The 17,186-nt window shown below is 60.4% G+C and carries 19 protein-coding genes and 4 pseudogenes; 13 read left to right on the top strand and 10 right to left on the bottom strand.

Annotated elements, in window-relative coordinates; genetic code table 11:
* Positions 1-26 precede the first annotated feature (26 nt).
* The 7 genes and pseudogenes from slmA (at position 27) to HEQ17_RS11885 (ending at position 5,706) form a co-directional block, all read left to right on the top strand.
* Positions 27-650, top strand: coding sequence for a nucleoid occlusion factor SlmA (gene slmA, locus HEQ17_RS11915; RefSeq protein WP_296292941.1), 624 nt, complete (start codon positions 27-29; stop codon positions 648-650).
* 69 nt (positions 651-719) lie between these two features.
* Positions 720-851, top strand: a pseudogene (locus HEQ17_RS11910) (3-oxoacyl-ACP reductase); the annotation flags it as partial.
* Positions 852-875: 24 nt separating this feature from the next.
* Complete coding sequence (locus HEQ17_RS11905) at positions 876-1,739, top strand: fumarylacetoacetate hydrolase family protein (protein ID WP_296292940.1); 864 nt, start codon at positions 876-878, stop codon at positions 1,737-1,739.
* 78 nt (positions 1,740-1,817) lie between these two features.
* Positions 1,818-2,564, top strand: coding sequence for a TetR/AcrR family transcriptional regulator (locus tag HEQ17_RS11900; RefSeq protein WP_296292939.1), 747 nt, complete (start codon positions 1,818-1,820; stop codon positions 2,562-2,564).
* Between the two features lie 27 nt (positions 2,565-2,591).
* A complete protein-coding gene (locus HEQ17_RS11895; protein ID WP_296292938.1) occupies positions 2,592-4,403 on the top strand; it encodes an acyl-CoA dehydrogenase C-terminal domain-containing protein in 1,812 nt (603 codons plus the stop codon).
* Between the two features lie 48 nt (positions 4,404-4,451).
* The gene (locus HEQ17_RS11890) at positions 4,452-4,907 is read left to right on the top strand and encodes a DUF2147 domain-containing protein (protein ID WP_296292937.1); all 456 of its coding nucleotides are present in this window, start codon (positions 4,452-4,454) and stop codon (positions 4,905-4,907) included.
* A 37-nt stretch (positions 4,908-4,944) separates the two neighbouring features.
* Positions 4,945-5,706 (top strand): enoyl-CoA hydratase, encoded by a 762-nt coding sequence (locus HEQ17_RS11885; RefSeq protein ID WP_296292936.1) that lies wholly within the window; start codon positions 4,945-4,947, stop codon positions 5,704-5,706.
* Between the two features lie 21 nt (positions 5,707-5,727).
* Here HEQ17_RS11885 and HEQ17_RS11880 read toward each other — a convergent pair whose 3' ends face one another.
* Genes HEQ17_RS11880 through HEQ17_RS11865 form a run of 4 tightly spaced genes read right to left on the bottom strand, consistent with a single transcriptional unit; the run spans position 5,728 to position 8,016 of the window.
* Positions 5,728-6,897 carry a class I SAM-dependent methyltransferase gene (locus tag HEQ17_RS11880; protein WP_296292935.1) on the bottom strand — a complete coding sequence of 390 codons (1,170 nt, stop codon included), beginning with the start codon at positions 6,895-6,897 and terminating at the stop codon, positions 5,728-5,730.
* Between the two features lie 56 nt (positions 6,898-6,953).
* On the bottom strand, positions 6,954-7,292 hold the full coding sequence (locus HEQ17_RS11875) for a type II toxin-antitoxin system HicB family antitoxin (protein WP_296292934.1): 339 nt from the start codon (positions 7,290-7,292) through the stop codon (positions 6,954-6,956).
* On the bottom strand, positions 7,289-7,543 hold the full coding sequence (locus tag HEQ17_RS11870) for a type II toxin-antitoxin system HicA family toxin (protein ID WP_296292933.1): 255 nt from the start codon (positions 7,541-7,543) through the stop codon (positions 7,289-7,291). Before HEQ17_RS11870 ends, HEQ17_RS11875 begins: the two co-directional genes overlap by 4 nt.
* Before the next feature lie 56 nt (positions 7,544-7,599).
* Complete coding sequence (locus HEQ17_RS11865) at positions 7,600-8,016, bottom strand: GDP-mannose 4,6-dehydratase (RefSeq protein ID WP_296292932.1); 417 nt, start codon at positions 8,014-8,016, stop codon at positions 7,600-7,602.
* Between the two features lie 9 nt (positions 8,017-8,025).
* On the opposite strand from HEQ17_RS11865, the pseudogene HEQ17_RS11860 reads away from it, so the two are divergent.
* The 4 genes and pseudogenes from HEQ17_RS11860 to HEQ17_RS11845 form a co-directional block, all read left to right on the top strand.
* A pseudogene (locus HEQ17_RS11860) lies at positions 8,026-8,442 on the top strand (transposase); the annotation flags it as partial.
* Positions 8,443-8,562: 120 nt separating this feature from the next.
* Positions 8,563-8,958 (top strand): annotated as a pseudogene (locus HEQ17_RS11855) (putative toxin-antitoxin system toxin component, PIN family).
* A 133-nt stretch (positions 8,959-9,091) separates the two neighbouring features.
* Positions 9,092-9,328 (top strand): hypothetical protein, encoded by a 237-nt coding sequence (locus tag HEQ17_RS11850; protein ID WP_296292931.1) that lies wholly within the window; start codon positions 9,092-9,094, stop codon positions 9,326-9,328.
* Between the two features lie 3 nt (positions 9,329-9,331).
* Entirely contained in the window at positions 9,332-9,601 is a 270-nt protein-coding gene (locus tag HEQ17_RS11845) for a type II toxin-antitoxin system RelE/ParE family toxin (RefSeq protein ID WP_296292930.1), read from the top strand.
* 34 nt (positions 9,602-9,635) lie between these two features.
* On the opposite strand, the gene HEQ17_RS11840 is transcribed toward HEQ17_RS11845, so the two are convergent.
* Positions 9,636-9,911: a Fic family protein gene (locus HEQ17_RS11840; RefSeq protein ID WP_366938043.1), complete on the bottom strand. Its 276-nt coding sequence runs from the start codon at positions 9,909-9,911 to the stop codon at positions 9,636-9,638.
* A 246-nt stretch (positions 9,912-10,157) separates the two neighbouring features.
* Positions 10,158-10,328, bottom strand: a pseudogene (locus HEQ17_RS11835) (IS91 family transposase); the annotation flags it as partial.
* 126 nt (positions 10,329-10,454) lie between these two features.
* Here HEQ17_RS11835 and HEQ17_RS11830 point away from each other — a divergent pair.
* A complete protein-coding gene (locus HEQ17_RS11830; RefSeq protein WP_296292929.1) occupies positions 10,455-10,736 on the top strand; it encodes a hypothetical protein in 282 nt (93 codons plus the stop codon).
* A 327-nt stretch (positions 10,737-11,063) separates the two neighbouring features.
* Here HEQ17_RS11830 and HEQ17_RS11825 read toward each other — a convergent pair whose 3' ends face one another.
* The 4 genes from HEQ17_RS11825 to zwf all read right to left on the bottom strand — a co-directional run bounded on the left by HEQ17_RS11825 (position 11,064) and on the right by zwf (position 16,036).
* Positions 11,064-11,849, bottom strand: coding sequence for an HAD-IIB family hydrolase (locus HEQ17_RS11825; RefSeq protein WP_296292928.1), 786 nt, complete (start codon positions 11,847-11,849; stop codon positions 11,064-11,066).
* Between the two features lie 109 nt (positions 11,850-11,958).
* Positions 11,959-13,587, bottom strand: coding sequence for a peptide chain release factor 3 (locus HEQ17_RS11820; RefSeq protein WP_296292927.1), 1,629 nt, complete (start codon positions 13,585-13,587; stop codon positions 11,959-11,961).
* A 127-nt stretch (positions 13,588-13,714) separates the two neighbouring features.
* Positions 13,715-14,560, bottom strand: a complete 846-nt coding sequence (locus tag HEQ17_RS11815) for an SIS domain-containing protein (protein WP_296292926.1) — start codon at positions 14,558-14,560, stop codon at positions 13,715-13,717.
* A 12-nt stretch (positions 14,561-14,572) separates the two neighbouring features.
* Positions 14,573-16,036, bottom strand: a complete 1,464-nt coding sequence (gene zwf, locus HEQ17_RS11810) for a glucose-6-phosphate dehydrogenase (RefSeq protein ID WP_296292925.1) — start codon at positions 16,034-16,036, stop codon at positions 14,573-14,575.
* Between the two features lie 81 nt (positions 16,037-16,117).
* Here zwf and tal point away from each other — a divergent pair, with 81 nt between their 5' ends.
* Positions 16,118-17,065 (top strand): transaldolase, encoded by a 948-nt coding sequence (tal, locus tag HEQ17_RS11805; protein ID WP_296292924.1) that lies wholly within the window; start codon positions 16,118-16,120, stop codon positions 17,063-17,065.
* The last annotated feature ends 121 nt before the right edge of the window (positions 17,066-17,186 follow it).

Below are 17,186 nucleotides of genomic sequence, written 5' to 3'. Positions count from 1 at the left end.
GCGCGGCGTCACAAAAAAGGGAAGACATGGCAGTTTCAGATCCATCCTCAGAGCACGAGCGCGACGAAGACGCCACCCCGGCCCGCAAGCGGCCACGCCCCGGTGAACGCCGCTTGCAAATATTGCAAACCCTGGCCTCCATGCTCGAGCAGCCCGGTGCCGAGCGCGTCACCACCGCAAGCCTGGCCGGCAAAATCGGCGTGAGCGAAGCGGCCTTGTACCGTCACTTCGCCAGCAAGGCCCAAATGTTCGAAGGCCTGATTGATTTTGTGGACCAATCGGTGATTGGTTTGATTCGCCAGGTCACCGACCGCGAAAGTGCAGGCTCTCAACAAGCGGGCCGCATCGTCGCGCTGCTGCTGCAGTTTGCCGAAAAAAACCCCGGCATGAGCCGCGTCATGATTGGCGATGCGCTGGTGCTCGAGCACGAGCGCCTGCAAGAGCGCATCAACTTGTTGTTTGACAAAATCGAAGCGCAACTGCGCCAATCCCTCAAAGCCAGCGACTCGGCCAGCCCCACCGCCGACGCACAGGTCACCGCCTCGATGCTGGTGGCCTTCATGCAAGGGCGCTTGCAGCGCTTTGCCCGCTCGGGTTTCAAGCGCTTGCCTTCGGAGCATTTGCAGGCGGCGCTGGCGCGGATCTTATAAACACGCTGACAACCGCCACGCTCACAAGCAAAGGGCAGATCACCATCCCCGCCAAATTTCGTCACGACCGCCAAAATCCCAATGGCCCGCTTTGGCGAGCCCGAAGAAGTCGCCGCCATGCTGACCTGGCTGAGCACCGAAAAATGTTCCTTCTCCACCGGCGCGGTCTTTGAGCTGTCGGGTGGCCGTTCCACTGATTGATTTTTTGAAAACTGAAAGGCAACCATGAAACTCGTTCGCTATGGCCCGCCTGGCAAAGAAAAACCCGGCCTGATCGACGCTGCAGGCCGCTTGCGCGACCTGAGCAGCGTGGTCAAAGACATCTCGCCCGACCAACTCAGCGACAAGGCTTTGGCCAAGCTGGCCAAGGTCAAGACCGACAAGCTGCCATTGGTGCGCGGCAAAAAGCGTTTTGGCACGCCCATTTTTGACACCAGCAAATTCATCGCCATCGGCCTGAACTACGCCGACCACGCTGCCGAATCCGGCATGCCGATGCCGTCCGAACCCATCGTGTTCACCAAAGCCATCTCCTGCATCCAGGGTGCCAACGACGATGTCATGCTGCCCAAGGGCTCCAAAAAGACCGACTGGGAAGTCGAGCTGGGCATCGTCATCGGCACCCGCACCCGTTATGTCACGCAAAAAGACGCCCTCAACCATGTGGCGGGCTACTGCGTGGTCAACGACCTGAGCGAGCGCGAATACCAGCTTGAGCGCGGCGCCACCTGGGACAAAGGCAAAGGCTGCGACACCTTCGGCCCTGTGGGCCCCTGGCTGGTCACGCGCGACGAAGTGCCCAACCCGCAAGCCCTGAGCATGTGGCTGGACGTGAACGGCGTGCGCTACCAAACTGGCAACACCAAGACCATGATCTTTGGCGTGGCCAAGCTCGTCAGCTACGTCAGCCAGTTCATGACACTGGAACCTGGCGACATCATCACCACCGGCACACCGCCGGGCGTGGGCATGGGCGTCAAGGTGGACGGCAAGCCCGCACCGGTGTTCTTGAAGCGTGGCGACGTGATGCACCTGGGCATCCAGGGCCTGGGTGAACAACGCCAGAAAGTGGTGGCATTCAAGGCCTGATTCACCCTAGAGCGGTCGGTTTGATGACGATGGCGCGTGGTTTTGGTGCAAAATAGAACGAACGTTCTTTTTAGCCTCATGACCGACCGCCAACCTCCCTCCAACGTCGAAAGCCTGCCGCCCCATGAGCCGGGTCGGCGCGTCCTCATCAAAGGTCAGCAAACCAAGGCGGCCATCATTGACGCTGCCTTGGGCTTGGCCTCGCAAATTGGCCTGGAAGGTCTGTCGATTGGCGCGGTGGCCGAAGTCACCGGCATGAGCAAATCGGGCGTATTTGCCCACTTCGGCTCGCGCGAAGAGTTGCAGATTTCTGTTATCCGTCAATACCACGACCGATTCGAGTCGGAGGTGTTTTACGCCGCCATGCAAAAACCGCGCGGTGCGCCTCGTCTGCAGGCCCTGTTTGACAACTGGATGGTGCAGACCTCCGCTGAGATCGACTCGGGCTGCATTTACATCAGTGGCGCGGTCGAATTTGACGACCGCGCTGGCCCGGTGCGCGACGCGCTGGCCTCCTCGGTGTCCACTTGGCAAACCGCTTTGCGCCGGGCTGTGGAGCTGGCCCAGGACGAGGGCCAACTCAGCCGCGTGTCCGATGCCCATCAAATCGCTTTTGAAATCCATGGCCTGATTTTGGCGCTGCATTTCGAGGCCCGCTTTTTGCGCAACCCCAGCGCTGCCGACCGTGCCCGCCAAGGTTTTCAGCACATCCTGGCCCGCTATGTAGGCCCTGGCACACTGGCCGCCACCGCGCCAGATGACGCCCCCCAACCGCCCAAGCTCGTGGCCGTGCCCAAGGCCCAACGCAAGCCGAGCGAAGACTGATTTTTTTACCGATTCAAGGAGCCCTCCATGCCCGTCTACAACCCCCCACTTCGCGACATGCAGTTTGTCTTGCACGAGTTGCTCAACGTGAGCGCCGAGCTCAAGGCCCTGCCCAAGCACGCCGACACCGACGCCGACACCATCAATGCGGTGCTCGAAGAAGGTGGCAAATTTGCCGCCGAGGTGGTGTTCCCCATCAACATCTCGGGCGACACCCAAGGCTGCCAACTCAACCGCGACACACACGAAGTCAAAGCGCCCGATGGCTTCAAAGAAGCCTATGCGCAGTACGTGGCAGGCGGCTGGCCATCGCTGAGCTGCGACCCCGCGTTTGGCGGTCAGGGCTTGCCCTTTGTGGTCAACCAGTGTTTTTACGAAATGCTCAATTCGTCCAACCAGGCTTGGACCATGTACCCGGGCTTGAGCCACGGTGCTTACGAGTGCCTGCACGCGCATGGCACGCCCGAGCAAAAAGCCCTGTACCTGCCCAAGCTCACCAGCGGCGAGTGGACCGGCACCATGTGCCTGACCGAGCCGCATTGCGGCACCGATCTGGGCATGCTGCGCACCAAGGCCGAGCCTCAGGCCGACGGCACTTACAAGCTCAGCGGCCAAAAGATTTTCATCAGCGCAGGCGAACACAATCTGGCCCCCAACATCGTTCACCTGGTGCTGGCCCGCTTGCCCGATGCTCCTCCTGGCAGCAAAGGCATCAGCCTCTTCATCGTGCCCAAGTTCAATGTGGCCGCTGATGGCAGCATGGGTAAGCGCAATGGCATCTACTGCGGCGGTCTGGAGCACAAGATGGGCATCCACGGTAACGCCACTTGCCAGATGGTGTTGGACGGCGCGGTGGGCACCCTGGTGGGTCAGCCCAACAAAGGCTTGGCAGCGATGTTCGTCATGATGAACGCAGCCCGTTTGGGCGTGGGCAACCAGTCGCTGGGCCTGACCGAAGTGGCTTACCAAAATGCCTTGGCCTACGCCAAAGACCGCGTGCAAATGCGCTCGCTGACTGGCGTCAAAGCGCCCGGCAAACCGGCTGATCCGATCATCGTGCACCCCGATGTGCGCCGCATGCTCATGACCGCCAAGGCCTATGCCGAAGGCGGCCGCGCATTGGCTTGCTACTGCGCCTTGCTGCTTGATAAAGAACTGAACCACCCCGACGAAGCTGTGCGTGCCGAGGCCGCCGAGGTCGTGGCCCTGCTCACGCCCATCGTCAAGGCCTTCACCACCGACAACGCGTGGGAGGCGACATCGGCCTGCCAGCAGGTGTTTGGCGGCCACGGCTACATCAAAGAGTGGGGCATGGAGCAGTACGTGCGCGATGCCCGCATCAACATGATTTACGAAGGCACCAACACCATCCAGTCACTCGACTTGTTGGGCCGCAAAGTGCTGGGCAACCAAGGCGCCACGCTCAAGAAGTTCGGCAAATTGGTGGAGCAATTGGTCAAGGCCGAAATGGCCAACGAAGCCATGGGCGAGTTCATCAAGCCGCTGGCCGATTTGGGCCAAAAGCTCACGCAGCTCACGGGTGAAGTTGGCATGAAAGCCATGAGCAACGCCGACGAAGTGGGCGCTGCGGCTGTCGACTATTTGCGCGTGGTGGGCCATTTGGTGCTCGGTTACTTCTGGGCCCGTTCGGCACAAATTGCATTGGCCAAATTGGCCGAAGCCGAAGAAGAAGCTCAGCGCCCTGATCCGTTCTATCAGGCCAAATTGCAAACGGCGCGTTTTTACTTCACCCGCTTGATGCCCGAGACCTCCAGCCTGATGCGACGCATCCGCGCGGGCAGCGATGTGCTCATGGCCACCGACGCCGCCTTGGCATAACACGGCTCATAAATCCCAAGCTTGGAACCCAACCCGGAGGACACCCCCATGATCAAAACCGCACTGACCCTGACCATGACCCTGAGCGCTGGCCTGCTGAGCCTGGCCGCCCACGCCCAAATGAGCCCGGTGGGCCTGTGGCGCAGCATCGACGATGCCACGCAGCAGCCCCAAGCCGAAATCCGCATCACCCAAAAAGCCGGTGGCGGCTTGTCGGGCGTGGTCGAGCGCTCTTTGGCCACCACCCCCAACGCTGAACCCAACTGCACCTTGTGCTCTGACGACCGCAAGGGCCAGCCCAAAATCGGCATGGAAATCATCCGGGGCGGTCAACAAAGTGACGGCAAAGCGGTATGGGAAGGGGGCAAAATCTTGGATCCCGAGAACGGCAAGAACTACAGCCTGCGTTTGACACCGGTCGACGGCGGCAAAAAACTCGAAGTCCGTGGTTTCATCGGTTCGCCCCTGTTGGGTCGCACCCAAACCTGGATTCGGGTTCAGTAAACCGTCGCAAATTCAACGACACACCTCAAGGACCACCATGTCTGACATCCTGACCCACATCGACGCGGGGGTGATGACCATCACCTTCAACCGCTTGGACAAAAAGAACTCCATCACTTCGTCCATGTACGCGGCCATGGCCTATGCGGTGGCGCAGGCCGGGGCTGACCCCAGCGTGCGCGTCGTGGTGTTTCAGGGGCACGAAAGCATCTTCAGCGCGGGCAATGACATTGGTGACTTCTTGAACCAGCCGCCCACCACGCAAGAGTCACCCGTGTTCCGCTTTTTGCGCGGCATCGCCACCTTTGAAAAGCCCCTGCTCGCCGCCGTGGCGGGGCCTGCGGTGGGCATCGGCACCACCATGCTGTTCCATTGCGATCTGGTCTATGCCGGTGACAACGCCGCGTTTTCCATGCCTTTTGTCAACCTCGGCCTGTGCCCCGAGGCGGCGTCCAGTCTGCTGGCCCCGCGCATGTTCGGCTACCACCGCGCCGCCGAAGCCCTGCTCATGGGCGAGCCTTTTTTTGCCGAAGCCGCGCAAGAAGTCGGCCTGGTCAACCGCGTCGTGCCTCCCACCGAAGTCAATGGCTACGCCCAAGCGCAGGCCCGCAAGCTGGCCGCCAAACCTTTGACTTCACTGATCGCCACCAAGCGCCTGATGAAAGGCGACACCCAAGCCGTGCTGCAAAAGATGGACGAAGAAGGCCAAGACTTTGGCCGCATGCTGCGCGAGCCCGCCGCCAAAGAAGCCTTTGGCGCCTTCATGGAAAAACGCAAGCCCGACTTTTCAAAAGTCTGACCGGCAGGGAAGGGCGCCAGTTCAGGCTGCTGCGCCCAGCCGCCACAGCGAGGTGACTTCGGCCGATCGGGCCGCATGCAAGGCATCTGACGTGTCTTGAGCCTTGGCGTGCACCGGCTTGGCGTCCAGCCGCCCCAGCACCATCAGCCCCGCATCGGCGATCCAGCCCAGCAATGCCTCGCGGGTGCGCAAGCCCAAGTGCTCGGCCAAGTCCGACAAAATCAACCACCCCTCGCCGCCCTCGCACAGATGCTCGCGCAGGCCCGCCAAAAAGCCCTTGAGCATCTGGCTGCCCTCGTCATACACCGCCTGGTCCAGCAAACCCACGGGCCGCGCGGGCAACCACGGCGGGTTGCACACCACCAAAGCCGCCCGCCCCGGAGGAAACAAATTCGACTGCACCACCTGCACCTGGTTTTGCAAGCCCAAGCGCTGCAAGTTGTCCAGCGCACAGGCCACCGCCCGCGCAGATGTGTCGCTGCCCACCACCTGCGCCACGCCCCGGCGGGCCAGCACCGCCGACAACACGCCCGTGCCCACCCCCACATCGAAAGCGACCGATTGGGCTTTGAGCGCCTCGGGCAAGGGGGCTTGGGCGACCAAATCCACATACTCGCCCCGCACCGGAGAAAACACCCCGTAATGCGGGTAAATGCGCAGAGCCTCGCCCATGGCGGGCACTTTCACGCCGTTTTTGCGCCACTCAAAAGCGCCCACCGCGCCCTGCAAACTCCGCAGCGAGATCACCGAGCGCTGGCCCTGCGCCGGGCCAAAAGCCTGCACACAGGCTTGGCGCACATCGGGCGCACGGCGCAAGGCCAGCCCATAGTCACCATCGAGCTCGATCAAGATGGCGCTCAGCACCCGGTTGCGCTGCGACTGTGCCAAGCGGTGTGCATGAAAAGCCGCGCCCGGCACCGGGGCCGCATCCGTGCTGGCTTTTTTGGCGCGGGTCTTTTTGGGTTGGCCCATGCGCCGGGCCATCGCCTGCAAGAGTTGCCGAGCGTTTTGAAAATCGCTGCGCCACAGCAGCCCCGTGCCCGCACACGCCAGCCGATAAGCCGAATCGGCCGTCAGCGTGTCATCGGCCAGCACCACTGTCTTGGGCATCACCGCCCCCGCATCCATGCGCCACAAAGCCGACCGCGCCTCGCCGTTTTCTGTCCAATGCAACTCGCTCAGCCCCGTCATGCCATCTCGCCCGAAGGCGCCTGTTTTGAAAATGAGGCCTGCGGCCCGGTGCGGAGTCAGGCGCTGGGTTGTGCTGCACGTTGCAGCACTTCAGTCGCCCATTGGTTCAAGCTCTTGCCTGCGGCTTGCGCAGCGACAATGGCTCGGCCATGGACCTCTGCTGGGACACGAAGCAGCAACTTGCCAGAAGCCGGCTTTTCAGGCTGCAAGCCCTGCTGCTTGCAATCGTCCAGATAGTCGTTCACGGCAAGTTCAAACTCGGCCTTCAATTCGGTCACCGTTTCGCCATGGAAACTGATCATGTCTCGAATGCCGAGAATTCGGCCAACGAAAATATTGTCACGTTCATCGTATTCGACGCGGGCGGTATAACTTTTATAAGTCATGGTGTTCATGGCTGCACTCCTGCACGTTGCAATAGTTCGCGAGCTTCCTCGACCTGATAACGCTTGGCTTCTTTGCCTGGGTGTGGCCTGTGGCATCGCCACACTTCGCCTTTCAATTCAATCCGTATGCGTGAGCCTTCGCGCTCCATGACAGAGCCCCCCAGGGACTTGATCAAGGACTCCAGGTCGGCAAATACGATCGACGCCGAAGTAGGTCTGGCAAATGTTGCCGCCAGCGTTTTTCGGTGCTTGGCATTCATGCTTCAATGATATCAAAAAATGCTATCTCGAAGAATGGAGCATCAAAACCAAGGCATCAGCACTTGCGATTTTCCCAGCGCCAAGCGTGGGCGATGAGGATGTCCAAATCGGTGAATTGGGCTTGCCAGCCCAAAACGCGTTGGGCCAGAGCAGGGTCTGCCACCAGCCGGGCCGGATCACCCCAGCGCCGGGGCTGGTCCATCAGCGCCAAGGGCCGACCCGTCACCCGTTTCACCGCGTCAATCACCTCTTGCACCGAAAACCCCCGCCCGTTGCCCAAGTTGAACTGCTGGCTGCCAGCGCCGCCCATCAGCGACTGCAAAGCCAGCCAGTGCGCAGCACACAAATCTTGCACATGCACATAGTCGCGCACGCAAGTGCCATCGGGCGTGTCGTAATCGCGCCCAAACACCTGCAGGTGCGGCCTGCGCCCTGCGGCTACCTGCAAAGCCAGCGGAATCAAATTGGGCACTACGCCAGCAAGGACTACCCCGAGCACTTGCGGCGCATCAAGTTCAAGGACCCGCAGACGGGAAAGGTGCTGGTCTTTCTGACCCACAACATGACACTGCCAGCGTTGACCATCACAGCCCTGTACAAGAACCGTTGGCAGGTCGAGTTGTTCTTCAAATGGATCAAGCAGCATCTGCGCATCAAGAAGTTTTTGGGCACCAGCGAGAACGCAGTCAAGACGCAAATTTGGTGCGCCGTGGCCACTTACGTGCTGATTGCCATTGTCAAGAAGGAGTTGCAATTGAAGGCCTCGCTCTACACTTTTCTACAGATTTTGTCGGTGTCTGTTTTCGAGAAAACGTCGATTTCATGCGCCTTGCAGACAGATGCCTACACAACCGAACCACCTGACTGCGCTAAGCAGTTGAATTTGTTCACTTTTTAACCGGACACTACTGCTTGGGTGTATAAAAACTCAAACACCCAAACACTGGAGAAGTCATGGACTCAGTTCGCTGGAACATTGCTGTTTCGCCTGACCCCGACCAATCCGTTCGCATGTTCATTGCTTCTGGGAGCACTGATCTCGGCTTACGGACCACCGGATGTCATTCATCGTGCATGACGTGCAGCCAAATTCGAGCTGGTGACCTCAACCGCTCAGCTTGAGGGGCTGCGACGCGTGAGTCGCTGCCCAAAACTCAGGACCATCCTGCCAGCCCACCGTGTCGGCACCATGATCAACAACATGCAACGCGCCATTGTGGTCGTCAATTTGCCACCGCCCCCGGATGACATGGACTTGCACGATCCGGACGATGTTTTTCTGCTTTCCATGGCATTGGCGAGTGAGGCCGATTACTTGGTAACCGGTGACCGACGTGCAGGTCTGATTCAACAGGGTAGTGCTGGCCGAACACGCATCGTGCCCCCTTCCACTTTCTGCGCCGAGGTGCTTTGAGAACCTGATCGATGATTTTCTTGGCCTGCCTTGAGGAGGCTGGAATTGGATGGCTGTCCCAAACAACGCATTGACCTTGAGGTTTGTGAATTGGATAATGCGGTGTATTACACATACACAGGAGTGTTACGTCATGACTGCCAGAACCATCAACGTACGCCTACCCGAGGCGCTTTACAAGCAGATCGAAGAGTTGGCCAAGGCGACCGCACGCACAAAAAGCTTCTTGGCCATCGATGCGCTGACCCACTATGTCCAGAGTGAATCCTGGCAAATTCGTGACATCCATGAAGCCATCAAAGAAGCCGATGCAGGCGAATTCGCAACCGACAATCAGGTTAAAGCAGTGTTTGCCAAATACGGCGCTTGACCCATGTCGATCAAGTGGACCCGGGCAGCGCTCGCGTCTGTGGATGAAATCGCTGGCTTCATTGCTCAAGACAACCCGACCCGTGCCACCAGCTTTGTGCTGGAGTTGCAAGCCGCAGTGACTCAGCTACAGGCCCATCCTGGCATGGGCCGCGCTGGCCGCGTGCCCGGTACGCGTGAGCTGGTCCTGCACAAAAACTACATCGCCATTTACCGAATGCGTGGCGAATATGTTGAAATTTTGAGATTGAATCACGCAGCCCGAAATCGATAACGAACCGGGACAGCCTGCCCGATTGATACATTTTTTATCGCCCACAAACAACAAAGCCGCACGAAGGCAGCTTGGCTGACAAAACATTGGCGATCTGACCCCAATGACGATCAGATTGCCCGTGCGGCGAAACTGCGAAGCCACAGGGCCAAGTGCGCGATGTCAAACGAGACTCGAGCATCCCGATCATCTCAGCGTGAATCTGCATCGGCGCACGCTGCAACCGCCAGCCATTGATGCGCAGGAACACATCTGCAGCAGCAAAAGCAATTCGCTTGTTCCCATCCACAAATGGATGGTTGATAGTCAAGCCCTCTAGCAGTGCCGCTGCCTCGGCCAAGATGTCGTCGCAGTAACCTGTTTGCGGACGGAACACGGATAAGCATTTCAACCGCATGAGGCCAAGTATCGCCCCTTGGAAGAGCCCTCAACCCACGTAGAAACTTGCACCGCGCCCGCAGCAAGGCCGCGCCTGGCCGATCCACCGCCAAAATGCGCTGTTCACAAGAGGGATTAGCGGTGCGCCGGGTATGGCGGGCGCAGTGCTACCCGCCAGCGAGTCGACGCCGATGTGATCGAGAATCCGCCGGATCTGCACGCCCTCGGTCATGAAGGCGATCAGGCGCATCTGCCCACCGCACTTGGGGCACAAGAGCGGGAACACTTCGTAAATGCAGACGATCAACACAGCCCACAGGTAATGCGCCGGTGAACGTTTGGGTAGTGCAGGCTTCGTGGGTGGGCTCGCACGGCCCAGCGGCACCGCCCCCGGCGCGCCCTCGCTCATGTTGGCTGGCTCGTTTTGCCTCGTAGGCGGTTAGGCCAGCGCCGCAATGCGCTCTATCAGTCACGCATGGAAGCCATCACCAGCCGAGCGTTATTGCTTGCCAGTGTGGGGCGCGCTGTCAAACATGCGGGACAGACAACGCTGTATCTGACACCGATGCATGCTGCCAAGGACAAGTTGCTCGCGCTCATCGCCAACATTCGTGCGGCTTTAAGTCATGTCAGGGATGTTGCGGAGCAGTTGCCTTTTGCGGATCGATGGCAGACATTTCTGGACTACGTGGTGGCCAAAATCACGCGCCCACTGCCACCTTGGCTACCGTCAGCCCAACTTACAGCGGCAGGGTAACTGCCGGATTTAGGTTTATTGCGGGCAAGAATCAACGCAGACTTTCAGGCTATGGCGTTGGGCAGACAGCGGTGTTTGACGCTTTCAGCGTGAGCGCCACTCTGGCCTGGCGCGGCAGCGGCGCAGCGGCAACCTCTGACCGGGACAAGTCGCCCCGTTTGTGGGTGCAGGGGAACCATCGCTTCTAGCAAAAGAAGGTTGTGATGCGTGGTTTTAGCTTCCTCACAAGTGTTGTCATTCTTGACAACATTCATGGTGTGTTGGCGCAATTGCCAAAGTTATTGGGGTCAGTTATTGGGGTCAGCAGTTATTGGGGTCAGACCCCGATTAATGGGTCGGGCGCAACAGGTGTTGCACGACTTGGGCAAATCCGGCACCGCGTTCGCCAGGGGTGATGTAGCGCGGGGGCTGGCTCAGTTGTGCTTCAAATCGGCGGATGTTGGCCACGCCGATGCTGTTGGCAAAGTGTGCAAACATGATCTGGTCGTTGGTTGAGTCGCCGACATAGACCCAGCGGTCGATTTCTGCATCGAGCTCGCGCCCCCACAATTCGCGCACGATCCACCGGGCTCCGCTGAGTTTGTTGTGCTCGCCAAACCAGCCATTGATGTGGATGCTGCTGACGGTGGCGGTCATGCCTGCGGTTTGCATGTGGCGCACGACTTCTTCCATGGCTTTGGCGGGCAGTTGGCTGAATTCGCTGTGGTCGATGGCGATGTCGGTTTCGCGGCCGGCGCTGTCGTGTGAGCGGTTCGCTCCGGGCACCTTGCGTTCGATGTGCGCCAGCACCTGCTGCATGCGAGCGAAGTTGGCGCTGCGCGTGGCGGTGTCTTGCTGGTAGAGCTTGCGCAGCCCTTGTGCCGCCGAGTGCTGCAGGCCAACCGCACCGTTTTCGGCCACGATGGCGTCTACCGGCCAACGGGCCGCAAAGGGCTCGCTCCAGCCCGCAGGCCGCCCGGTGATGGGCACCACATGCAGGCCCGCCGTTTTCAGGTCTGCCAGTGCCTGCAGGGCATCGGCTGTGATGGCCCCGTCGGTGGTGAGTGTGTCGTCGATGTCGGTGAAGACGCCAATGAGGGGGCTCGGAACCTGCCAGATGGAGAGGGGACGCATGGTGAGCAATGTCGTTGATTTCATCGGGATCTGACCCCAATTCACAATGAACCAATGAATTGGGGTCTGACCCCAATTAATGAATCGGGGTCAGATCCCGATGAAGGGGTCAGCCTGCTGTGCCGAGTGCCAGGCCCGCGTGTTCGCGCAGGGGGTGAAAGTGGATTTTGGGGAAGCGCTCTTGCGCCAGGCGCACGTCGTAGGGGCTGGTGCACAAATAGGCCAAGGTGCCAGCCGCGTCGAGCGACATGCGCTGTGGGTAGGCGTTGGTGAACTCGCGCAGTTCGGCCGGGGTGTCGGCGGTGATCCAGCGGGCGCCGGTGTATTGGCAGCCTTCCAGCCGCACGTCGCAGTCGTATTCGGCTTTGAGGCGGTGCTGCACCACTTCAAACTGCAGTTGACCGACCGCGCCCAGCAGCATGGGGCCGCCGATTTCGGGTTTGAAGACCTGGATCGCGCCTTCTTCGCCCAATTGGTCGAGGCCGGTTTGCAGTTGCTTGGTGCGCAGCGGGTTTTTCAGGATCACGGTCATGAAGAGTTCGGGCGCAAAAAACGGCAGACCGGTGAATTGCAGATTCGCGCCGTCGGTGATGGTGTCGCCCAGTTGCACGCCGCCGTGGGTGGTGAAGCCAATGATGTCTCCGGCATAGGCTTCGTCCACCGCTTCGCGCCGTTGCGAGAGGAAGGTGACCACGCTGGTGGGGCGCAGTTCTTTGGCGGTGCGCTGCACCTTGAGCTTCATGCCGGGGGTGTATTTGCCAGACGCCATGCGCACAAAGGCGATGCGGTCGCGGTGGTTGGCGTCCATGTTGGCTTGCACCTTGAACACCACGCCCGAAAACGCGCTGTCTTCGGGCTGGATCTCTTTGACCACGGGCTGCTTGTTGACCAGCAGGTTGCTGGTGCGGGGCCGGGGCGCGGGGGCCAGGTCGACCAGGGCGTCGAGCACTTCCATCACACCGAAGTTGTTCACGCCGGAGCCGAAGAACACGGGGGTTTGCTTGCCCGACAAGAAGGCGGCTTCGTCAAACGCGGGCGATGCGCCGGTGGCCAGCTCCATGCTGTCCATGGCGGTTTGCCATTCCAGGCCAAAGCGCTCGGCCAGTTGGGCTTGCTCGGTGAGGGAGATGGTTTCGAAGTCTTGCGGCAGGCGTTCGCTGCCGGAGTCGAACACGGTCATGGCCTTTGTGCGCAGGTTGACGATGCCGCCAAACGATTTGCCTTGGCCGATAGGCCAGGTCATGGGCACGCAGGGCATGCCCAACTCGCGTTCAACTTCGTCCAGGATGTCGAGCGGGTCGCGCACTTCGCGGTCCATCTTGTTGACAAAGGTGATGATGGGCGTGTTGCGTTGACGGCAAACCTCGATCAGGCGGCGGGTTTGCGCTTCCACACCGTTGGCCGCGTCGATCACCATCAGGGCCGAGTCCACGGCAGTCAGCACGCGGTAGGTGTCTTCGCTGAAGTCTTTGTGGCCGGGGGTGTCGAGCAGGTTGATGACGTGGTCGCGGTAGAGCATTTGCATGACAGACGAGGCCACCGAGATGCCGCGCTGCTTTTCGATTTCCATCCAGTCGGACGTGGCGTGGCGCGAGGCCTTGCGGGCCTTGACCGAACCGGCGATCTGGATCGCGCCCGAGAACAGCAAGAGCTTTTCGGTCAGCGTGGTTTTACCCGCGTCGGGGTGGGAAATGATGGCAAAAGTCCGGCGGCGCCGGGTCTCGTTGGCGTAGGTCACAAGGGGTCCTGAAGAGCTTGCGGGTGGCCATGTTGCCCCCGTGATGGCCGTGCCCTGTGCGGGCTGGCAAAAACAGGATTTTACCGGGGTGGGGTGCGTCGCGATTTGGGTGTGGTCTGTCCGGGTTTCAGGTGTAGCGCTTGCTGCTGAGGTTTTTCTTCATGTCGCGCAGGGCCGGTTGCAGGGCTTCGCCGATGCGCAGGGCGACTGTGGTGGCCAGGATGTCGATGATGAGCAGGTGCAGCAATCGCGAGACCATGGGGCTGTATTTGTCATAGCCCTCGGGGTGGTCGGCTGTCAGGTGGATGTGCCCGGCGCTGGCCAGGGGCGAACCGCTGGCAGTGATGACGATGGTTGTGGCCCCTTGTTTTTTGGCAATGTCGCAGGCGTCCATCAGGTCACGCGTGCGGCCCGAGTTGGAGATGATGACGGCGCAGTCTCCCGGCTGGAGCATGGAGGCGCTCATGACCTGCATGTGGCCGTCGCTGTAGGCGATGGCGTTGACGCCCAGACGGAAGAATTTGTGCTGAGCGTCTTGCGCCACGATGCCGGAGTTGCCCACGCCATAAAACTCGATGCGGCGGTTGGTTTTTTGTGTGGCGGCCAGGGCTTGGGCCGCATGGTCCAGCGCGAAGAAACTGGCGTCGTTGCGGTACTTCAAAAACGCGGCCACGGTGTTGTCGATGACCTTGACGGCGATGTCGCTGGTTTTGTCGTCGGCGTCCACACTGCGGTGGATGAAGGGCACGCCTTCGCTGACGCTGCCGGCCAGTTTGAGTTTGAAGTCGGACAAGCCGTCGTAACCCACGCTGCGACAAAAGCGGACCACGGTGGGTTTGCTGACATGGGCGCGGTCGGCCAGTTCGGTCACGGGCAAGTTGGCAAAGGCGCGGGGGTCGGTCAGCACCAGCTTGCCCACGCGTTGCTCGGCTGGCGCCAGCGAGGGCAGGCAGGCTTTGATTCGGTCGAGCATGGTGGATTCCTTTTAGCCTTCTTCAGACCAGCAAAAGCCGTCGCGCGCGATCATGGCACTCGATGCGCTGGGGCCCCAGGTGCCTGCGGCGTAGGGGCGCGGGCCGGTGGGGTCGCTGCTCCAGTGTTGCAAGATGGGTTCGACCCAGCGCCAGGCTTCTTCTTGTTCGTCGCTGCGCACAAACAGGTTGAGGCGGCCATCGAGCACATCCAGCAGCAAGCGCTCGTAGGCGCCGACGCGTTGGCTGCCAAAGCGTTTGTCAAAGTCCAGGTCCAGGTGCACCGGGCTGAGTGTTGCGCCGCTGGCGCTTTGGCCGCGTTTGCTTTGGCCTTGGGCCAACAGGTGCAACTCCAACCCGTCTTTGGGTTGCAGGTGGATGGTCAGTTTGTTGGCGTGGCTGGCGGGGCTTTTGAAAATTTCGTGCGGGGTGGGGCGGAAGTTGATGTCGATGTGCGCCTCTTGCGCGGCCATGCGCTTGCCGGTGCGAATGTAAAACGGCACGCCCGCCCAGCGCCAGTTGGCGATTTCGGTGCGCAGGGCCACAAAGGTTTCGGTGCTGCTTTGCGGGTTCACGCCTGGCTCGTCGCGGTAGCCGGGCATGGGGTGGCCGAAGATGCTGCCCGCGCTGTACTGGCCGCGAATGATGTGCTGGCCCAGGGTCTCGGGGGTCCAGCGCTTAAGTGCGCGCAGCACCTTGAGTTTTTCGTCGCGGATGGCGTCGGCATGCGCGTTGATGGGCGGCTCCATGGCGATGGCACACAGCAGTTGCAGGGCGTGGTTTTGCACCATGTCGCGCAGCGCGCCGGTGCTGTCGTAAAAGCCTCCGCGCTTTTCCACGCCCAGCTCTTCGGCCATGGTGATCTGGATGTTGGCAATGTGCTCGCGCCGCCACAGGGGCTCAAACAGGGCGTTGCCAAAGCGCATGGCCAACAGGTTTTGTACTGCGGGCTTGCCCAGGTAGTGGTCGATGCGGAAGATTTGCTGCTCTTTGAAGACACGGCCAACGGCTGCGTTGATGGCACGGTTGGAGTCCAGGTCATGGCCCAGGGGCTTTTCCAGCACGATGCGGGTCTTGGGCGTGTTCAGACCATTGGCGGCGAGTTGTTCGCACACGGTGGTGAACAGGCCGGGCGCGGTGGACAGGTACATCACCACGCTGTCGGTCTGGCGCTCGGCCAGGCGGGCAGACAGCGCGGCATAGGCTGCGGGACGTGACAAGTCCACGCGCACGTAGCACAGCAGGCTGGCAAAGCGTGCAAACTCTTCGGGGTTGGGCCGTTTGTCGCCTTCGACTTGCTCAAAGCGCGACTGGATTTGTTGGCGGTACTGTTCGTCGTTCAGATCGTCGCGGCCCACGCCAATGATGCGACCACCCTCGGGCAAGGTCTCGTGGCGAAAGGCCTGGAACAAGGCGGGCATGAGTTTGCGCCAGACCAGGTCGCCGGTGCCGCCAAAGAAAACCAGATCAAACGCCATGCTGTTCTTGAGTTACATAAAAAAGATTTTGTAATGTAACTTTGTTTCAATGATAATTCAAGCTAGATTTTTGAAACGAACATGAGCCAACTCGACGCCCTCAAACAATTCACCACCGTGGTGGCCGATACCGGCGACTTCAAACAGTTGGCACAGTTCCAGCCGCAGGACGCGACCACCAACCCGTCCTTGATTTTGAAGGCCGTGCAAAAGCCCGAATACGCACCCCTGTTGGCCGAGGCCGTTGCGAAGCATCGGGGCCAGCCGCTGGATGGGGTGATGGACCATTTGCTGGTGCGTTTTGGTTGCGAGATTTTGAAGACCATTCCCGGCCGTGTGTCGACCGAAGTGGATGCGCGCCTGAGTTTTGACTCTGCCACCACGGTGGCGCGCGCGCGGCGCATCATGGCGCTCTATGCGGCGCAGGGCATTGCCCGCGAACGCGTGTTGATCAAGATTGCCGCGACTTGGGAGGGCATCCAGGCCGCAGCCGAGCTGCAGCGCGAAGGCATCCGCTGCAACCTGACGCTGCTGTTTTCGTTTTGCCAGGCCGTGGCCTGTGGCCAGGCCAAAGTGCAACTCATTTCGCCCTTTGTGGGCCGGATTTACGACTGGTATAAAAAGAGCGCAGGCGCTGCTTGGGACGAAGCGGCCATGTCGGGTGCCAACGACCCCGGTGTGCAGTCGGTGCGGGCGATTTTCAACCACTACAAAAAGCACGGCATCGCCACCGAAGTCATGGGCGCGTCGTTTCGCAACATCGGGCAAATCACCGCACTGGCCGGGTGCGATTTGCTGACCATCAGCCCTGAATTGTTGGCGCAGTTGGCCGCCAGCGATGCGCCTTTGGTCAAGGCGCTCGACGCTGCAGCGGCCCAGAGCATGGACTTGCCCGCCGTGGCCTATGACGAAGCCTCTTTCCGCTTGGCGCTCAATGAAGATGCCATGGCTACCGAAAAGCTGGCCGAGGGCATCCGCGCTTTTTGTGCCGATGCCATCAAGCTTGAAGAAATGATGAAGAAAGCTTGACAACTCCCCCGTAGCGCACCCCGTGCGAGATGACCCGTGAACGGCGTTCACCTGAATCGCCCACAGGGGTGGGCTCCTGCAGAGAGTCACCTTGATTTCAACAACTGCTTGTCCGATTGAA

The organism is Limnohabitans sp. (assembly GCF_023910625.1).
In the GTDB taxonomy this organism is placed as follows: domain Bacteria; phylum Pseudomonadota; class Gammaproteobacteria; order Burkholderiales; family Burkholderiaceae_C; genus Limnohabitans_A.
The sequence above is the reverse complement of the archived record's forward strand: the minus strand, read 5'-3'. Positions and strand labels throughout refer to the sequence as shown.

What these genes read in the sequence shown, in the direction of transcription:
- zwf (WP_296292925.1), bottom strand. Translation starts at nt 16,036, where the DNA reads ATGGCGTTTGATCTGGTTTTCTTTGGCGGCACCGGCGACCTGGTCTGG.
- HEQ17_RS11830 (WP_296292929.1), top strand. Translation starts at nt 10,455, where the DNA reads ATGGAAGCCATCACCAGCCGAGCGTTATTGCTTGCCAGTGTGGGGCGC.
- HEQ17_RS11895 (WP_296292938.1), top strand. Translation starts at nt 2,592, where the DNA reads ATGCCCGTCTACAACCCCCCACTTCGCGACATGCAGTTTGTCTTGCAC.
- HEQ17_RS11900 (WP_296292939.1), top strand. Translation starts at nt 1,818, where the DNA reads ATGACCGACCGCCAACCTCCCTCCAACGTCGAAAGCCTGCCGCCCCAT.
- slmA (WP_296292941.1), top strand. Translation starts at nt 27, where the DNA reads ATGGCAGTTTCAGATCCATCCTCAGAGCACGAGCGCGACGAAGACGCC.
- tal (WP_296292924.1), top strand. Translation starts at nt 16,118, where the DNA reads ATGAGCCAACTCGACGCCCTCAAACAATTCACCACCGTGGTGGCCGAT.
- HEQ17_RS11850 (WP_296292931.1), top strand. Translation starts at nt 9,092, where the DNA reads ATGACTGCCAGAACCATCAACGTACGCCTACCCGAGGCGCTTTACAAG.
- HEQ17_RS11890 (WP_296292937.1), top strand. Translation starts at nt 4,452, where the DNA reads ATGATCAAAACCGCACTGACCCTGACCATGACCCTGAGCGCTGGCCTG.
- HEQ17_RS11815 (WP_296292926.1), bottom strand. Translation starts at nt 14,560, where the DNA reads ATGCTCGACCGAATCAAAGCCTGCCTGCCCTCGCTGGCGCCAGCCGAG.
- HEQ17_RS11825 (WP_296292928.1), bottom strand. Translation starts at nt 11,849, where the DNA reads ATGCGTCCCCTCTCCATCTGGCAGGTTCCGAGCCCCCTCATTGGCGTC.
- HEQ17_RS11845 (WP_296292930.1), top strand. Translation starts at nt 9,332, where the DNA reads ATGTCGATCAAGTGGACCCGGGCAGCGCTCGCGTCTGTGGATGAAATC.
- HEQ17_RS11870 (WP_296292933.1), bottom strand. Translation starts at nt 7,543, where the DNA reads ATGAATGCCAAGCACCGAAAAACGCTGGCGGCAACATTTGCCAGACCT.
- HEQ17_RS11905 (WP_296292940.1), top strand. Translation starts at nt 876, where the DNA reads ATGAAACTCGTTCGCTATGGCCCGCCTGGCAAAGAAAAACCCGGCCTG.
- HEQ17_RS11875 (WP_296292934.1), bottom strand. Translation starts at nt 7,292, where the DNA reads ATGAACACCATGACTTATAAAAGTTATACCGCCCGCGTCGAATACGAT.
- HEQ17_RS11880 (WP_296292935.1), bottom strand. Translation starts at nt 6,897, where the DNA reads ATGACGGGGCTGAGCGAGTTGCATTGGACAGAAAACGGCGAGGCGCGG.
- HEQ17_RS11885 (WP_296292936.1), top strand. Translation starts at nt 4,945, where the DNA reads ATGTCTGACATCCTGACCCACATCGACGCGGGGGTGATGACCATCACC.